The sequence below is a fragment of the Parafrankia sp. BMG5.11 genome, from assembly GCF_004337455.1.
The window spans coordinates 1-15,353 of the sequence record NZ_SJXI01000102.1 but is presented as its reverse complement, the minus strand read 5'-3'; the positions used below and the strand labels follow the sequence as shown (position 1 = coordinate 15,353).

14 protein-coding genes and 3 pseudogenes are annotated in these 15,353 nt (G+C 68.4%); 7 read left to right on the top strand and 10 right to left on the bottom strand.

Annotated features, from left to right (window positions below):
• From E0504_RS43950 to E0504_RS43940, 3 genes are all read right to left on the bottom strand, one after another.
• The gene (locus E0504_RS43950; RefSeq protein WP_243657903.1) at positions 1-600 is read right to left on the bottom strand and encodes a nucleotide exchange factor GrpE; all 600 of its coding nucleotides are present in this window, start codon (positions 598-600) and stop codon (positions 1-3) included.
• Complete coding sequence (gene dnaK, locus E0504_RS43945) at positions 590-2,512, bottom strand: molecular chaperone DnaK (protein ID WP_131627395.1); 1,923 nt, start codon at positions 2,510-2,512, stop codon at positions 590-592. Before dnaK ends, E0504_RS43950 begins: the two co-directional genes overlap by 11 nt.
• Positions 2,513-2,710: 198 nt before the next feature.
• Entirely contained in the window at positions 2,711-3,181 is a 471-nt protein-coding gene (locus E0504_RS43940; protein ID WP_112109296.1) for a general stress protein, read from the bottom strand.
• Positions 3,182-3,648: 467 nt separating this feature from the next.
• Here E0504_RS43940 and E0504_RS43935 point away from each other — a divergent pair, with 467 nt between their 5' ends.
• Positions 3,649-4,266: an Hsp20/alpha crystallin family protein gene (locus tag E0504_RS43935; RefSeq protein WP_112109301.1), complete on the top strand. Its 618-nt coding sequence runs from the start codon at positions 3,649-3,651 to the stop codon at positions 4,264-4,266.
• A gap of 85 nt (positions 4,267-4,351) precedes the next feature.
• Here E0504_RS43935 and E0504_RS43930 read toward each other — a convergent pair whose 3' ends face one another.
• Together E0504_RS43930 and E0504_RS43925 are read right to left on the bottom strand one after the other, a co-directional pair.
• A complete protein-coding gene (locus E0504_RS43930; RefSeq protein ID WP_112109297.1) occupies positions 4,352-4,801 on the bottom strand; it encodes a DUF1931 family protein in 450 nt (149 codons plus the stop codon).
• Between the two features lie 34 nt (positions 4,802-4,835).
• Positions 4,836-5,192 carry a hypothetical protein gene (locus E0504_RS43925; RefSeq protein WP_112109298.1) on the bottom strand — a complete coding sequence of 119 codons (357 nt, stop codon included), beginning with the start codon at positions 5,190-5,192 and terminating at the stop codon, positions 4,836-4,838.
• A 283-nt stretch (positions 5,193-5,475) separates the two neighbouring features.
• Here E0504_RS43925 and E0504_RS43920 point away from each other — a divergent pair, with 283 nt between their 5' ends.
• The 3 genes from E0504_RS43920 (at position 5,476) to E0504_RS54650 (ending at position 8,838) form a co-directional block, all read left to right on the top strand.
• A complete protein-coding gene (locus tag E0504_RS43920) occupies positions 5,476-6,024 on the top strand; it encodes a phosphoribosyltransferase (protein WP_112109299.1) in 549 nt (182 codons plus the stop codon).
• Complete coding sequence (locus tag E0504_RS43915) at positions 5,934-7,880, top strand: cyclic nucleotide-binding domain-containing thioredoxin-disulfide reductase (RefSeq protein ID WP_243657902.1); 1,947 nt, start codon at positions 5,934-5,936, stop codon at positions 7,878-7,880. Before E0504_RS43920 ends, E0504_RS43915 begins: the two co-directional genes overlap by 91 nt.
• A 505-nt stretch (positions 7,881-8,385) precedes the next feature.
• Positions 8,386-8,838, top strand: coding sequence for an SAM-dependent methyltransferase (locus E0504_RS54650; RefSeq protein WP_373694001.1), 453 nt, complete (start codon positions 8,386-8,388; stop codon positions 8,836-8,838).
• Between the two features lie 154 nt (positions 8,839-8,992).
• Here the strand turns inward: E0504_RS54650 and E0504_RS43905 are convergent, their stop codons facing one another.
• Genes E0504_RS43905 through E0504_RS43895 form a run of 3 tightly spaced genes read right to left on the bottom strand, consistent with a single transcriptional unit; the run spans position 8,993 to position 11,252 of the window.
• Positions 8,993-9,868, bottom strand: a complete 876-nt coding sequence (locus tag E0504_RS43905) for a hypothetical protein (RefSeq protein WP_131627393.1) — start codon at positions 9,866-9,868, stop codon at positions 8,993-8,995.
• A 57-nt stretch (positions 9,869-9,925) separates the two neighbouring features.
• Positions 9,926-10,681, bottom strand: coding sequence for an RNA polymerase sigma factor (locus E0504_RS43900; protein ID WP_306769368.1), 756 nt, complete (start codon positions 10,679-10,681; stop codon positions 9,926-9,928).
• A 40-nt stretch (positions 10,682-10,721) separates the two neighbouring features.
• Positions 10,722-11,252: a group II intron maturase-specific domain-containing protein gene (locus E0504_RS43895; RefSeq protein WP_131627391.1), complete on the bottom strand. Its 531-nt coding sequence runs from the start codon at positions 11,250-11,252 to the stop codon at positions 10,722-10,724.
• A gap of 891 nt (positions 11,253-12,143) precedes the next feature.
• Here E0504_RS43895 and E0504_RS50935 point away from each other — a divergent pair.
• Complete coding sequence (locus E0504_RS50935; protein ID WP_160144383.1) at positions 12,144-12,362, top strand: hypothetical protein; 219 nt, start codon at positions 12,144-12,146, stop codon at positions 12,360-12,362.
• Positions 12,363-12,477: 115 nt separating this feature from the next.
• Here the strand turns inward: E0504_RS50935 and E0504_RS43880 are convergent.
• Together E0504_RS43880 and E0504_RS53810 are read right to left on the bottom strand one after the other, a co-directional pair.
• Positions 12,478-12,729: pseudogene (locus E0504_RS43880) on the bottom strand (hypothetical protein); the annotation flags it as partial.
• Between the two features lie 139 nt (positions 12,730-12,868).
• Positions 12,869-13,710 (bottom strand): annotated as a pseudogene (locus tag E0504_RS53810) (LLM class flavin-dependent oxidoreductase).
• Between the two features lie 147 nt (positions 13,711-13,857).
• Between E0504_RS53810 and E0504_RS52940 the strand changes: the two are divergent.
• Positions 13,858-14,923: pseudogene (locus E0504_RS52940) on the top strand (integrase core domain-containing protein).
• Positions 14,924-14,941: 18 nt separating this feature from the next.
• On the top strand, positions 14,942-15,319 hold the full coding sequence (locus tag E0504_RS43860) for a TfoX/Sxy family protein (RefSeq protein WP_112109009.1): 378 nt from the start codon (positions 14,942-14,944) through the stop codon (positions 15,317-15,319).
• The last annotated feature ends 34 nt before the right edge of the window (positions 15,320-15,353 follow it).

Genomic DNA, 15,353 nt, shown 5'->3' with positions numbered 1-15,353 from the left:
TCACGATGCTTCCGGCTCGGTATCCGGTCCTGGTCCCTTTCCTGGTTCTGACCCGGTATCCCGCCTCGGCCCGTTGCCCAATTTTGCTCCGTTGTTCGGTTTCGGTCCGGCGCTCACGGCCACGGACGCGGGGCGCAGTACGCGGCCGTCGGCCTGGTAGCCCGGCCGGAGCACCTCGACAACGGTGCCCGCCGGGGGCGGACGGGACGTTGAGCCGCTGTCGACGACGGCGCCGACCTCGTGACGGGTCGGGTCGAAGGCGCCGGTCTCGTCGTCAAGCCGAGTGACCCCGGAGTTCCGCAGCGCGTCCAGAGCGAGCTGGCGTACCCCGCGTACCCCGTCGACGAGCAAGTCGGGGTCGGCGTCCGCGTGCGAGAGGGCGAGCTCGAGATGATCCAGCACCGGCACCCACGCGAGGACCACGCGATCCCGCTCGGCTGCCTTCGCGGCGCCGATCTCGCGTCCGGTCCGCCGACGGTAGTTGTCGAAGTCGGCGAGAGTCCGCAGGTGGCTGGCCTGGCACTGCTCGAGTTCCGCGGCGAGATCGGGTGCCGGAGCGGTCTCGGGCCGCTCGGCATCCGATCGGTTCTCACCCATCATCACGCGTGGTGAAGTCGGCGTCGATGACGTCGTCCCCACCGGCCGAGGCCTCGCCCGGTCCACCTGCTCCAGCTCCGCCTGCTCCAGCTCCGCCGCTGGCCGCGGAGGCCGCCTCGCGCTGCGCGGCGGCGGGAAGGCCGTAGAGGACCTGCTGGAGATCGTTGATGAGCGGCCGGACGCGATCCACATCGGCGTGCTCCTCCAGCGCGCGGCGGGCGTCGGCGACGAGCTGTTCGGCGCGGGCCTTCTCGTGCACGGGGACCTGGTCGCCGAGCTCGGTCAGCCGCTGCTCGACCTGGTAGGCGATCGTGTCGAGCTGGTTGCGGGCGTCGGCGTTCTCCCGCAGCCGGGCGTCCTCGGCCCGGTTCTGCTCGGCGTCGGCGACCATGCGCTGGATCTCATCCGGCGGCAGGTTGGTGTTATCCGAGATGGTGATCCGCTGCTCGGCGCCGGTGTCCTTGTCCTTCGCGGTGACGTTGAGGATGCCGTTGGCGTCGATGTCGTAGGTGACGTCGACCTGCGCCTGTCCGCGCGGGGCAGGCCGGATGCCCTCGAGCCGGAACCGACCGAGTGTCCGGTTGTCGGCGGCCATCTCGCGTTCGCCCTGGAGCACCACGATGTCCACGGCCGACTGGTTGTCCTCGGCCGTCGAGAACGTCTCGCTCCGGCGCGCCGGAATGGTGGTGTTGCGGTCGATCACCTTCGTGCTCACACCGCCGAGGGTCTCCACCCCGAGGGAGAGCGGGTTGACGTCCAGCAGCAGCACGTCGGAGACCTCGCCTTTGATGACCGCGGCCTGGATGGCGGCGCCGACGGCGACGACCTCGTCGGGATTCACGGTCATGTTCGGGTCCTTGCCGGCGGTGAGTCGCCGGACCATGGCCTGCACGGCCGGCATCCGGGTGGCCCCGCCGACGAGAATCACCTCGTCGATGTCGTTCTCGGAGATCTTCGCGTCCGCCATCGCCTGGCGCAGCGGCGGCATGCACCGCTCGAGCAGATCGGCCGTGGTCTTCTCGAACAGGGAGCGGGTGACCGTCGTGTTCAGATGCTTCGGGCCGTTCGCGTCGGCGGTGATGAACGGCAGGTTGACCTGGGTCTGGGAGACAGACGAAAGCTCGACCTTTGCCTTCTCGGCGGCTTCGAAGAGCCGCTGCAGTGCCTGCGGATCGTTGCGCAGGTCGATGCCGGCCTGGTTCTTGAACTCGTCGGCGAGGAAGTCGACGAGGCGGCGGTCCCAGTCGTTGCCGCCGAGATGGGTGTCGCCGGCGGTCGCGCGCACCTCGACGATGCCGTCGCCCACATCCAGGATCGAGACGTCGAAGGTGCCGCCGCCCAGGTCGAAGACCAGTACGGTCTCGTGCGACCTCTTGTCCATCCCGTAGGCCAGCGCCGCGGCGGTGGGCTCGTTGATGATGCGCAGTACTTCCAGTCCGGCGATCCGGCCGGCGTCCTTGGTCGACTGCCGTTGCGCGTCGTTGAAGTACGCCGGCACGGTGATTACGGCTTCGGTGACCTTTTCGCCGAGGAACTTGGCGGCGTCGTCGGCCAGTTTCCGGAGCACCATCGCCGAGATCTCCTCGGGGGCGTAATCGCGCCCGCGAACCACGATCCGTACTGCGTCTTCCTTCCCAGCGGTGATGTCGTACGTGACTGTCTTCAGCTCGCTCGTGACCTCGCTGTACCGGCGGCCGATGAACCGCTTGACCGCGGTGATCGTGCCTTTTGGATTGAGAATCGCCTGGCGGCGGGCGAGTTCACCCACTAGCCGCTCGCCGCTCTCCGTGAAAGCCACGACCGAAGGCATCGTGCGCGAGCCCTCAATATTGGGGATAACTGTCGGCTGGCCGCCCTCGACGACGGCGATGACCGAGTTGGTGGTCCCCAGATCTATTCCTACTGCCTTTCCCACGATGACCTCCCGGTGGGAGCCTTCTGGTGGAAGTGGCGGGGCCCCGGCAGACCTCACGACCACGGTAGGACCGGCCGGACGAAAACCGCAACACGCTGTTACACGGCGAACCAGAGCGAGACGGCGGACCAGAGGCCGACACGTCCACACGATGTGCCACCGCGCGTACCGGCCGGCCGGGCCGGCGGATGATCGATGTCAGGTCCGGCCGCTCCCGGCGGACGAGAGCCGGCCGAACTCGGTCTCCGCCAGGAGCCGGGCCGCCTCGTCCGCCACGTCGGCATCGACGAGCAGGTCGTAGCGATCGGCACTCAGCGCCGACACGGAGACGAAATCCCGCCGGCCCCGGCTGAACGCATACATCAGCAGACCCATCAGAGCACCGAGGATTACGCCGAAGATGGCTCCGTAGAGCGCGAGCAGCACCGCTGCCTGAACAGGATTGATCCAGTGGAACAGACCGAAGATCCAGCCGATCAGCGCGCCCGTGACGGCACCGGCGAGCGCCGACCGGCCAGCCACCGAGGCCCAGGTCAGCCGACCCGTGACCTTCTCGACCGTGTGCAGGTCGCGGCCGACGATGGCGGTCTTCTCCACCGGGAAGTCAAGGTCGGCAAGTCGATCGACGGCCCGTTCGGCATCGGCGTAGGTACTGAAGATGGCGACCACTTTCTGCGACCCGACCGTGCGGCCGGTCCCGTCCGCACGGTCCGTCCCCCGCTCACTCCGAGCATCATCGACGCGCGGGTCACCGCGGTGGAGAACCCCAGCTCCAGGAGCACCGGCTCCAAGGTCATTCGATCGGGAGCCGCGGGCACTGCCCTCATCTGTCCCGAAATCGCTATCACCATGTGACATATCGATCGCCCCCACCCGACGTGGGTCGTGGTTGCGCCACCGCGCAGGGCATCCAAGGTATTTCCCCGAACGACGCGGTCGTTTTTACAGACTGCCCGCGTGCCGAAAACCCAACCGAGTACGCCCGAGATCTCCGGGGGCCGCGAGAACCGACTCGTGCTGGCGGCCGCGGCAGCCAGCACGAACATCCACGGTGTCTACGTTTGCCGGCGAAGCGGGCGCGGACGACGATTGGAGTGCACGCCAGAAACCATGAGCAACAGCCCTGGGGGTGGATCATGAACCTGCCAACACGCGCGGGCACCGACCGTCCGGTGCCGACGACTCGCTGGGACCCGTTCCGCGAGATCGAGGACGCCTGGACCCGGATGGGCAGCCTTCTCGGCGATGTCGTCGGCGGGGAGCACCGGCCCTACGGGGTCCTCGCCGCGATGGTGCCGGCGGTGGACGTCGAGGAGACCGACGACGCGTTCCTGGTCGAACTCGAACTGCCCGGCGTCGACCCCAAGGACGTCTCGATCGATCTGAAGGAGAACGAGCTGTTCGTCACCGGCGAGATCAAGGAGCGGGAACGCCGCGGCAAGCTGCGCCGGCAGACCCGTCGGCTCGGCCACTTCGAGCACCAGATCACGCTGCCCGGAGACGTCGACCCCGAATCGGTGACGGCGAGCCTGGACAACGGTGTGCTGACCGTCCGGCTGGCGAAGGCCCGCAGCAGCCAGCCCCGCCACATCGAGATCTCCGGACCCACGGCGACGCAGAGCGGCCGGACGATCGATGACACCTCGGGCCAGTACACCGACGCCACCACCAGGTCGTCCGAAGCCGAGTCATCGTCGTCCGAAGCCGGAGCGTCCAGCGCGCAGACATCCGGCGCGGGATCGTCCAACGGCTGACCCGATTGACGTGACATGACCGCGCTGACCCGATCGCGCTGACCCGACCACGCCTTCCCTTCCTCCAGCGCCTTCCCCCAGGTGTTCAAAGGAGGAGGTCGAAGATGCGGCTGACGCGCTCCCATTCGTTGGGCCCGGGATTCTTGATCTTCGGTTCGATGATCCTGAAGGCTCTGGCGAGTGCGAGGCTTAGTCCGCCGACGATGAGGGGAAGGCGGGCCGCGGTGTCGTCGCTCAGGGCAAGGTCCAGCGGGGGGCGAGCCGCGATCTGTTCCAGGATGGGACGCAGCTCGATCTCCTCGTCGAGATCCCGGAAACGGTGCATGCTCTCCTGGAGGCCTTTGGTGATGGGCAGGTCCCAGGGCGCTATCACATCTCGGACGTTCGCCTTCGCGGTCGCCTGCGCCATGAGCAGCAGATCGAAGACCTTGTCGTTGACGAAATCGCCGTAACGCTTCACGTCGTTCTTGTCTATGTCCAGACCCGCGGCGGTCCGGAAGAATCGCTCGAACCTGGTCACGCCCATAACCGGCATGGTGATCCTCCCTCGGCTGGTCGCGCACGCGCCACTATCCGGCGCGTACGACGTCAAGCATTCCATGCAGGTGGGCGGCGGCCTGTTCAACGTCGAAATGCTTGTACTGCCCGGCTCTCGACTCGGCCGACAGGACCCCGCCCCGGTGCACGTTCTCGAAGTCTCCGTAGGGGAACTTGTACCGCGTCTTCCGGTCCTCGCCGATCTCGTCGTCGATCCCCAGGTACCACTTCTGGTACTCACCGAGGCCGTGCTCCTCGATGAACCTGTTCTCCTGCTGAGCTGACGGCTGATGCTCACTCCAGTCGTCCCGCTCGTCCAGAACGACCTTCCTGTCCTCGATCAGCTTCCGGGCATGGTCATAGGCCTTTCTGTTCAGTTTCACCGCCATGATCTCTCCCGATCCTCGTTGCTTCGTTTCCACCCAGGTCCACTCTGCCCACGTCCACATAGCCAGAGTGAAACGGGTGGGCCGGTTCCGCAAGAGATCATTTCTTCGAGCTCACATAAACGCTATCTCAGCCATATAACCGCATGCTCCCATTCCTCCGCGCGGGGCCGCGGGAGCCCGGGAAGCCCGCGGGGAGATAGCCGCGGACCGGCGATGTGGTTTCTGTTGGCCGCGATGGGGAATCACGCCACCCTTGGCCGCCGAACAGGCAGGATACAAGGTCATGTCGAACAACCGCGTGTTCCGTGACCGCCGGGATGCCGGCAGATTCCTGGCGGGACTTCTCGGCCAGTACCGATGCCGTCCTGACGTGCTGGTGTTGGGGCTGGCGCGGGGTGGGGTGCCGGTCGCCTACGAGGTTGCGAAGGATCTCGGCGCGCCACTCGACGTCTTCGTCGTCCGCAAGCTGGGGGTGCCGGACCAGGAGGAACTGGCGATGGGCACGATCGCCAGCGGCGGGGTGCTGGTTCTCAACGACCACATGATCCGCGGCATGAGCCTCTCCTCCGAGGTCATCCAGCGGGTGGCGGAGGCCGAAGGCCGTGAGTTGCTGCACCGAGAGCAGATGTTCCGGGACGGAAGACCGGCGATGGACGTCTCGGCGCGGACCGTGATCGTGGTCGACGAGAACCACCGGAAACCTTTCCGCTCGCAGCATGACAGGCCACTTCGAGGAGTCGTATGTCTGAGCGGCGCTCGACCACCGACCAGGACCTTCGGCGGGAGCACGGCGCAACGGACGGGGAGGGACCGGCCGCCGCATCCACGCTGACCTCCGAACGCAGGGACGCGTCCGACCTGACAGAGACTCCTGATCTGACTGAGACACCCGACCTGTACGGGGCGTATCCCAGGCTGTCCGACGATCAGATCGCGACCCTGGCCGCCCGTGGGGAACGGCGCCAGGCCCGAGCGGGCGAGGTGCTGGTCCGGGAGGGCGAACGGACCGAGGAGTTCCTGGTCATCCTGCGCGGCAAGGTACTCGTGATCACCGGGTACGGCACCGACGAGGAACGGGTGGTCCGGGTGCACGGACCCGGTCGTTACCTCGGTGAGCTGGGTCTACTGGAGGGTCAGGTCTCCTTCTTCACCGCGGTCGCCGGCGAGGACAGCGAGATGCTCGCGGTGCCGCTGGACGTCCTGCGGGACGTGATAAACCGCGACGCCGCCCTCGGCGACGAGATCGTGCGGACCTGCTTCCAGCGCCGATCGATGCTGATCGGCCTGGGGGCCGGGTTCCGGATCATCGGCTCCCGCTACAGCCCGGACAGCCGGCGGCTGCGGGAGTTCGCCGCGCGCAACCGGCTGCCGCACCGGTTCGTGGACCTGGAACAGGACCGCGAGACGGAGAAGGTGCTGCGCGCCATCGGCCTGAAGCCCCAGGACACCCCGGTGGTGATCTGGCGGGACACCCTGGTGCTGCACAATCCGAGCAACACCGAGCTGGCCCAGGCCATCGGCCTGCCAGTGGCGCGAGCGGACACGTCGGTCCGGGACGTGCTGGTCGTCGGGGCCGGTCCCGCCGGGCTCGCGGCGGCTGTCTACGCCGCCTCGGACGGGATGGCCACCACCGCGCTCGATGCCGTCGCCACCGGCGGGCAGGCAGGCACATCGTCCCGGATCGAGAACTACCTCGGCTTCCCCGCGGGGATCTCCGGGGCGGAACTCGCCGACCGGGCGGCCATCCAGGCGCACAAGTTCGGCGCCGAGATCAACGTGCCGGCCGAGGCGGTGGCGCTGGTACCGGACGGTGACCTGTACGTGGTCCGGTGCGACACCGGCAGCTCTCACACCGAGATCGTCAGCCGGACCGTGGTGATCGCCACCGGCGCGCGCTACCGCCGGCTGAACGTGCCCGGCATCGAGAAGTTCGAGGGGACGGATGTCCACTACGCCGCGACGGTGATGGAGGCCCGCCTGTGCGTCAGCCGCCCGGTCGCGGTAGTCGGCGGTGGCAACTCCGCCGGGCAGGCAACGATCTTCCTGGCCGACGTCGCACCGGTCGTCCACCTGGTGGTCCGGGAGGACGACCTGACCGGGAACATGTCCCGGTACCTGGTCGACCGGATCATGCGGCATCCCCGGGTGTTCGTCGTGCCACACACAGAGGTCCAGGAGGTCCAGGGAGACGACTCGCTGCGAGCTCTCGTCCTGCGCGACAAGCACACCGGTGAACAGCGCACAGTCCCGGCCGAGGCACTCTTCGTCTTCATCGGCGCGAAGCCCTGCACCGGGTGGCTCGCGGACACCGTCGCGCTGGACGACCGCGGTTTCGTGCTCACCGGCACGGACGCGGAAGAAGCCATGACCAGGACCACCACCGCGACCAATGCGGCAAGCAACGCCACGACCGCCGCCGCGACGACGCGGGACGGCGCGCCGCGGCGTCCCGACTGCCGTGCGCACATGCTGGAGACCAGCCAACCCGGCGTCTTCGCCGTGGGCGACGTGCGCAGCGGCACCGTCCGCCGAGTCGCCTCGGCCGTCGGCGAGGGCGCCACCGCCATCCGCATGTTGTACGCACACCTCGAGAGCACCGGCAGCCCGGCATCGGTGACCTTCAGAAGGCGGTCCAGTGTCAACAGCTCCCCCGGCCCCGACCTCGGACCGTCGTGTCCTGGTCTGTGATCCCGGCTCGTCGAGTCTTCGGCTCGTCCTGGCCGGGCCGGGGGATCCTCTCCTCGGCGGCCTCGCGCTCGAACTAAGGTTCGATGCGTGAGGGATGGTGAGCGGGAAGCTGAGGAGCCCGCGAAGCGGGCCCGGGACACGGCGAGTGCGCTGTGCCGGTACCCGGCCATGCATCGCCGAACCTGTCCGCGAGACACGGGCCGCTCACGCGGGCACTGCCTGGCGACGCGACGGTGCATCCTCCCAGGCTGGGGCCGTTCTCAATGGCCCTTGACAGCCGATGATGCGCCCCTCCTACTGGGACGAGATCGCACTGGCGAACAATCCAGGCTTCGGCTCGCTCTGGCCGCGGACGTGGGCCTGGCGCTGAGCGTGCGACCAGCAGCGGCGGACGAACCTCCGAAGATTTCTTAGGCCGCGGGGTGAGCCGGCGACACCCCCGGGCTGAGCTGCGGCGACCTCACCGTTCGACGGGCCGCGCCGGCATGAGCCTCAAAAAACGGACATGTGCAACCCAGGGGTGGTACCGATCGTCCTCGCGCACGCCCACGCCCTGCTGACCGGTACCCGGCAGGGCCGCACCACCTACCTCGACGCCGACCTGCGCGAGCCGGAGAAGATCCTCGCCTCGCCCGAGCTGGCCGAGACTCTCGACCTCGACCGGCCGCTCGTGCTCTCCCTGATCGCCGTGCTGCACTTCATCCCTGAGGCGGACGACCCGTACGGCCTGGTCCGCCTGTGGGGCTCCAGAACCCCGATTCGGCCTGTGAGCTGGTCTTTTGCGGTTGACGGGATCTTCCGTGCAAGTGGTCGGGCGGTGTTGCGATATTCGTTGATCAGCCCGCCGAGGATGCGTGTGCGACAGGTGTCGGCCCCGCCGGGTGCGGGGTCGGCGGGGGCAACCGGCGGCTGGTCGAGCCGCTCGGCGTGGATCCCAAGACCGCGCAGCACTGGGTGAAGGGGTGGCCCGCTCTGTCGACACCGTGGGTGGAGGATGGTCACGGGCGATGAGCGACGGAAACGCGCGGAGCGCTCAGCAGGCGGAACGATGTCTGGTAGATCACGTCGGCACGGCTGCAGTGATCTACCAGACATCGTGTGACGCCTACCGGTCAGCGATGCACCGACGGGGCCGCGCTGGCACCGAGTCCGGCGCCGCCCTGGCCGGCGTTTGCGCCCACCCCCACGCTCGGAACCTGCGCGCCGACACCAGCACCGCCCGGCCCCGCACTCGCACCCACTCCTGCGCTCGGCCCCACATGGACGCCAAGACCCGCACCATCCGGCCCCGCGCTCGCACCCGTACCCGCACCCGGAACCTGTGCGCCGACACCAGCACCGCCCGGCCCCGCACTTCCACTCACACCGGCGGTGGTGCCCGGTGTCGCGGCGGCGTCGGTCTCCGCCTGTAGTGCCTTCGCGCAGAAGGCGTCGACCTTGTCAGGGCTGCCGGCGGCAGTGACGAGCGCGCGCATGTTCGGGGAATCGAGAGTCGTGCGGGCGTCGGTCGCTGCGGCGGCTGTGTGGGTGTGGCACAGGCCGAGCAGTGACGCCGAGACGGACGCGCCGGCACTCGGCACGGGGATCGCCGGGATGCTCACCTCGGCGGAGGGCGAGGCCGTCGGGGACACAGCGGCGCTGCCACCCCCACCGGCGATGGGGAGTACTCCTGTGCTGGCAGCGACGGCGACGCCACCGATAGCCGTGGCCCCGGCCGCCATTGCGGCGGCCTTCACGGTCAGGAGTTTTGCGAACATCAGCTTGATCATGGGTTTTCTCCGCGGCTGGGTGACGTGGGTGAGACGCGCCTCCCGGAAAGCGGCCACGGCCGCTTCCTCACCGTCAAGTTCGCCATCGCGGGCCGGAGCGGCCACGGCGGCGAGCAGGTCGGCAAGGGGATCCGCACCGACCCCGTCGTTGACCGGGCCGCCGCGAAGCATCCGTTCTGCCTCGCCCCGGCCGATCCGACGGGGTCGGTGTGTGCTCATCTCACGTCCTTCAGCGTCGAAGCTCTCGCCGGTGTTACACCGGGCCGCGGCCCATGGTCATCGTCGCGTGCTGTCACCCCGATCATGTTCACCTGCCTCCGGTCGACCGGCTTCGGTGATCCTCTGCTCAGCGAGCTGTTCGGCGAGCCGGCGCAACCCCCGGTGCGCCGCGGTGCGGACTGCGCCGGCGCGCTTGCCCAGGACCCGCCCCGCGGTTTTCGCGTCCAGCCCCATGACTACCCGCAGGAGCACCGCCTCCGCCTGGTCCAACGGCAGACCCGCGATCAGGCGCATGGCGGCCTCGGTGGACATCGCCTCCAACGCCCCTCCGGCGGTGTCGTCGGGCGCGGCCAGTTCTGTCGTCACCATCTCAACTGGTATGTCGTCTCGCTGGCGGCGAGTGCGTCGGCGCAGGTGGTCGAGCGCGCGGTGACGCGCGATCGTGGCTGCCCAGCCACGAAACCCGTCGAAGTCCCCGCGGAACGATGCCAGGTCCCGGGCTATCTGCAGCCACGCCTCGGACGCCACATCCTCGGCGTCGTTGCCGACGAGTACCCGCAGGTACCGCAGCAGACCCGGCTGGATCAGCCGGTAGATCAACCTGAAGGCCGCCTCGTCACCGCGCTGCGCTTCGATCACTGCCGAGGAGAGATCCGGCTCCTCGATCGGCGGACTGTCGGCCCCGGCGAAGGTATGTGGAACCGGTGGCGCCGATGTCAGCGAGGCTGCCGTGCTGACAGGTGCGGATGTCGACCCCGCGGGGCCAGATGATCGTCGCGGGGTGCCACCGGTGGCGACTGCGTCTCCGCTCATCTCCGCGCTCTCGCTCACCGCGCAGATGATGCGACCCCGGTCAGAACAGGACGACAGCAGGGGCTTGCTGGTAGCAGGACGACACCGCACCGATACGGTCAGCTGCACATCTCGCCGGCTGGTACACGGTCGAGACCTGGTCGGGTGGCCCGGGGGGATCGCACCCCCGGCTCCCGCAGAACGGAGCGTGAGCCTCTCGGTTCACTCCGCTCTTCTCGTCGCACTGTTGCAGGAGGGGGGACAGCTGCGACCGGTAGAACCGGCCGTAGTAGTTCATCCAACCCGCCACGACCGCATTGATCAGCGCGGCGAGCTCGCCCAGGTCGTGTCTGGTTCGCGTGTGGATCCGCCATCGGCGGACCTGCTGGCTCATCCTCCCCAGCGCCTCAGGGCTGACCGCGGGCTGGAAGCCCACGAACATCGTCCCGTCGGCTCTCCTGGCGCCTCTGGGCCGGAAGGCGTACCCCAGGAACGTGAACGAGGTGTGCTCGTACGAGCCACGTCGCCTTCCGTCCTTGCAGTACACGATCCTGGTCTTGGTCGGGTGCAGCCGCAGCCCGACCTCCTCCATCCGGCCGGAGCTCGGAGGGCTGTGGGCGTACCGGCGGGCCAAGGCGTGGCTGGCCGCGCAGCTCACCGCGGCGTGGATCGAACCAGCGCCGGCGGAGTCCGGAGACGATTGAGGGCCCCCGGCCGGCAGTGCGCCCAGTGCCGACCGGAAGCCCTCTTGCACAAGAACCGACCTAAAGATCATCTGTTCTCAACGTCGAACCGATCCCCACTCTGCCCCGGCACACAGAACTGTCCCCCCGGACCGCACCCCTGGGGCCAAACAGGTCCAAAGTCTCCCGACCTAGGCGGGGACACGTCTTCTGGTCCGGGCGGTAGTGGGCGTGCTGTCACCGTGCCGCCAGAGGGCTGGACCCGTTGTCCTGTCACCGTGCCGCCGAACGGCTGGACCCGTTGTCCTGTCACCGTGCCGCCGAACGGCTGGACTCGTTGTCCCCTCACCGTGCCGCCGAACGACTGTGCCTGAGCGAGTGCGGGTGTGAACAGGAGACTCGCGAGGGCGATGACTGACGTCAGTATCAGCTTGTAGACGGCTCTCTTCCTTTTGGTAGTCATTCTCCTCCTCATGGTTTCCGTAGGAGATTCTCTTGAGCTTGCTGAATGGCTGCTACCCGCAACAGGCGTCACGCCTTGGTGCCGGCGCGTCGATCGAACCGAACTGATCTATTCGGGTGCACTAGGCCAGTCTTGCCCACCTGCAATGCGATAAACTGGCCACCGCGCCGTCGCCCAATATCGCTCGGACCACCACCCTATTTGGGTGGTGGTCACAACCTGTGGACCCGTTTCACTCCCGCCGGTCTCGGACCTCTGGCGGCGGAGTTTGCATATCAAGATAAGACGGTAATGATCTCAGGGTAGGCGTGTCAACGTGAGACGGAAACCCGGTAGGGTGCCGGGTATACCCCGGCCTGTCTGGACGCCCCGCGACCCCGAGGACGAGCAGACGCTGGCCGCGCTGGCCGCCGCCGCGGACGCCGCCGACGCCGCGGACGAGGCACTGTGGAAGGCCGCGCGAGCGGCGCGGGCCCGCGGGGTGCCTGTGGGGTGCCAGAAGTCGGCCTGGTCCTGTGACCTGGGGCGATGCGCCAGCGCGGGGCCGGCCGCATGACGGTCAACTATGTCCGTGCGCCTGCTGTACCTGATCTTCGTTCGGCTCTGTGGCTGGCTGGTTCTACTCGGCCGCTCGTCGGCCGCCAAGGACCCTGGAACTGCTGGTGCTACGGCATGAGGTCACGGTGCTGCGCCGTACCCAGCCCAAGCCCCGGTGGGACTGGGCGGCCGGGCAGCCGGGACAGGGCTGCGAGGATCATCCGATCCTTCGGTTCCAGGGCCGGGCGGTGGACCTGTCGTCGCAGCACAGCAACCTGGTGTCGCAGGACGAGGAGCTCGACGTCCTTCGCGGTGTCCCCGCGTACCCGGAGCAGCATCAGGCCGAGAGCGTTGCGTGTCAGGGCGTGGAGCAGCGACCACACCATGACCGTCCAGCCTGCCCGACATGGGCCCAGCCTCGCAGGCAAACGCGCAGGTCACCACCCAAATCGGGATTCTGGAGCCCCACAGGCTTGCTGACACCGCGTCTGTCAGGCTTCTCTATCTACCTTCGTTCGGCGGGGATCAGGCGACGATGTCGGCGAGGCGGTCGACCTGATCGGCGTCGGGCGACCAGCAGTAGACGATCGTTTCGTCGGCGCCGAGGTTGGCGAAGGCTTCGAGGGCGTCGCGGATCTGCCGGGGGGTGGTGAGCCACGCGTCGAGGACCTGCTGGGTGTAGTCGCTGGAGCCGTAGTAGTGAGCAATGACCGCACGCCCTTCGGTGAGCACGCTGTCGGGTCCGAGTGCGGCGTTGACTTGTCCGACCAGCCGGGGCCGGCCGGTGCGGCCAGCCTGGTCCCATTCCTTCTCGACGGTGCGCAGCAGGTCGTCGGCGACGGCCGGCGGGGTGGCGCAGAGGAAACCGTCGCCCCAGCGGGCGACCCGCGCGAGCGCGGCGGCGCTGAACCCGCCGAACAGTACCTCCGGGCCGCCACGGCGAGTGGGCGCCGGTCCGACAGTCCCGAGGCTCTGGCCGGCGGGCTCACCGGACCAGATGCCCCGCAGGATCGCATCTGTTCGTCGAGCCGTCGGCCTCGCTGGTGGATGTTCGCCCCCACCGCGCGGTAGTCGTCATCCCAGCCGCCCAGGCCGCTGCCCAGGGTGAAGCGGCCGTCGGCGAGACGGTCCAGGGTTGCCGCCTGCTTTGCCAGCAGGATGGGTTCCCGCAGGGGTGCGATCAGTACCTCGGTCTGGACACGGATCCGCGTGGTGGCCCCGACGATCGCGGCGAGGGTGATCAGCGGTTCCGGGTTGTCGTAGACGACCCGGTCGAGGAGACCGAGGGTGTGGAAGGGGCTGGCGTCCGCGCGCTGGGCCCAGTCCAACAGTGATCGGGGGTTGTCCGGGGCGGAACTGGCGATCATCCGCACACCCGGGCGGGACCACCGACCCGCCGGCCGCCGCCGGCGGGCCGTGGCCGTTCCGGGGCCCCTGTGGGGTGCCAGAAGTCGGCCTGGGCCTGTGACCTGGGGCGATGCGCCGGTACGGGGCCGGCGGCATGATGGTCGGCTGTGTCTGTGCGCCTGCTCTGTCTGATCTTCGTTCGGGTGTGTGGCTGGCTGGTTCTCTTCGGCCGTTCGTCGGCGTCAAAGGACATCGAGTTGCTCGTGCTGCGGCATGAGGTCGCGGTGCTGCGCCGCACCCAGCCCAAGCCCCGGTGGGACTGGGCGGACCGGGCGGTCCTCGCCGCTCTGATCAGGCTCCTGCCCAGAGCGCTGGGAGCGCACCGGCTGGTCACCCCCGGGGACCGTCCTGCGGTGGCACCGCCGCCTGATCACACGGACATGGACCCACACGCACCGGACGGGAGGGCCACCGATCAGCCAGGAGATCGCCGCGCTGATCGAGCGGCTTGCGACCGAGAACACGACGTGGGGCTACCAGCGGATCCAGGGCGAGCTGCTCAAGCTCGGCCACCGGGTCAGCGCCTCCACGATCCGCCGGGTCCTGACGTCCCTGGGGCTCCCCCAGCTCCGCAACGGCAGACCGACACCACATGGCGACAGTTCCTGCGCACGCAGGCGTCGACGATGCTGGCCGTGGACTTCTTCCACGTGGACTGCGCCATTACGCTCCGCCGTCTGTACTGCTTCTTCGTCCTAGAGGTCGGCTCCCGCTCCGTCCACATCCTCGGGGTCACCTCCCACCCCGACGGCCCGTGGACCACCCAACAGATCCGCAACCTCCTCCTGGACCTCGGCGACCGGACGGCCGACTTCCAGGTCCTGGTCCGCGACCGCGCCGGACAGTTCACCGCATCGTTCGACGCGGTCCTCGCCGACGCCGGCATCACCACGGTCAAGGTCCCACCCCGGGCTCCCCGCGCGAACGCCTACGCGGAACGGTTTGTCCTAACCGTCCGGACCGAGGTTACCGACCGGATGCTGATCGTCGGTGAAAGGCACCTGCGTACTGTCCTGGTCGAGTACGCGGCCCACTACAACGGACGACGACCCCACCGTGGCCGCGACCTTCAACCACCATGGCCCGACCGTCCCGTCGCAGACCTGAGCCAGGAACGTCAAGCGCCAGCCTGTCCTCGGCAGCTTGATCAACGAATATGAACGAGCCGCCTAAAACCCCAGGTCAAGGCCGGTGGTCGAGTTCTGGCACCCTACAGGCGCGGACCGCCCGGGCCACGCCGTGAGCGGGCACCTGGAACTCGCCCGGCACGTCCTCGACCAGGTCGAGTCCCTCGGTGGCATGACGCTGCGGCGGTTCTTCGGTGGTTGGGCGCTGTGCCACGCCGGACGGCAGGTCGCCCTGGTAATGGACACCCTCTACCTCAAGGTCGCGGACGGTGAACGGTCGGCGTGGGAGACGGCGGGTGGCAGGCCGTTCGTCTACCGGGCGGCCGGCAGGGACGTCACGGTCCGTGCCTACTACAGCGTCCCCGAGGAAACTCTCGACGACCGCGACGCCCTGACCGACCTCGTCCGCCACGCGATCAGCCGCCTTCAAGTACAAGGTTGAGTGAGAACCGGGGTGTCCATTCACGGGTGCGACC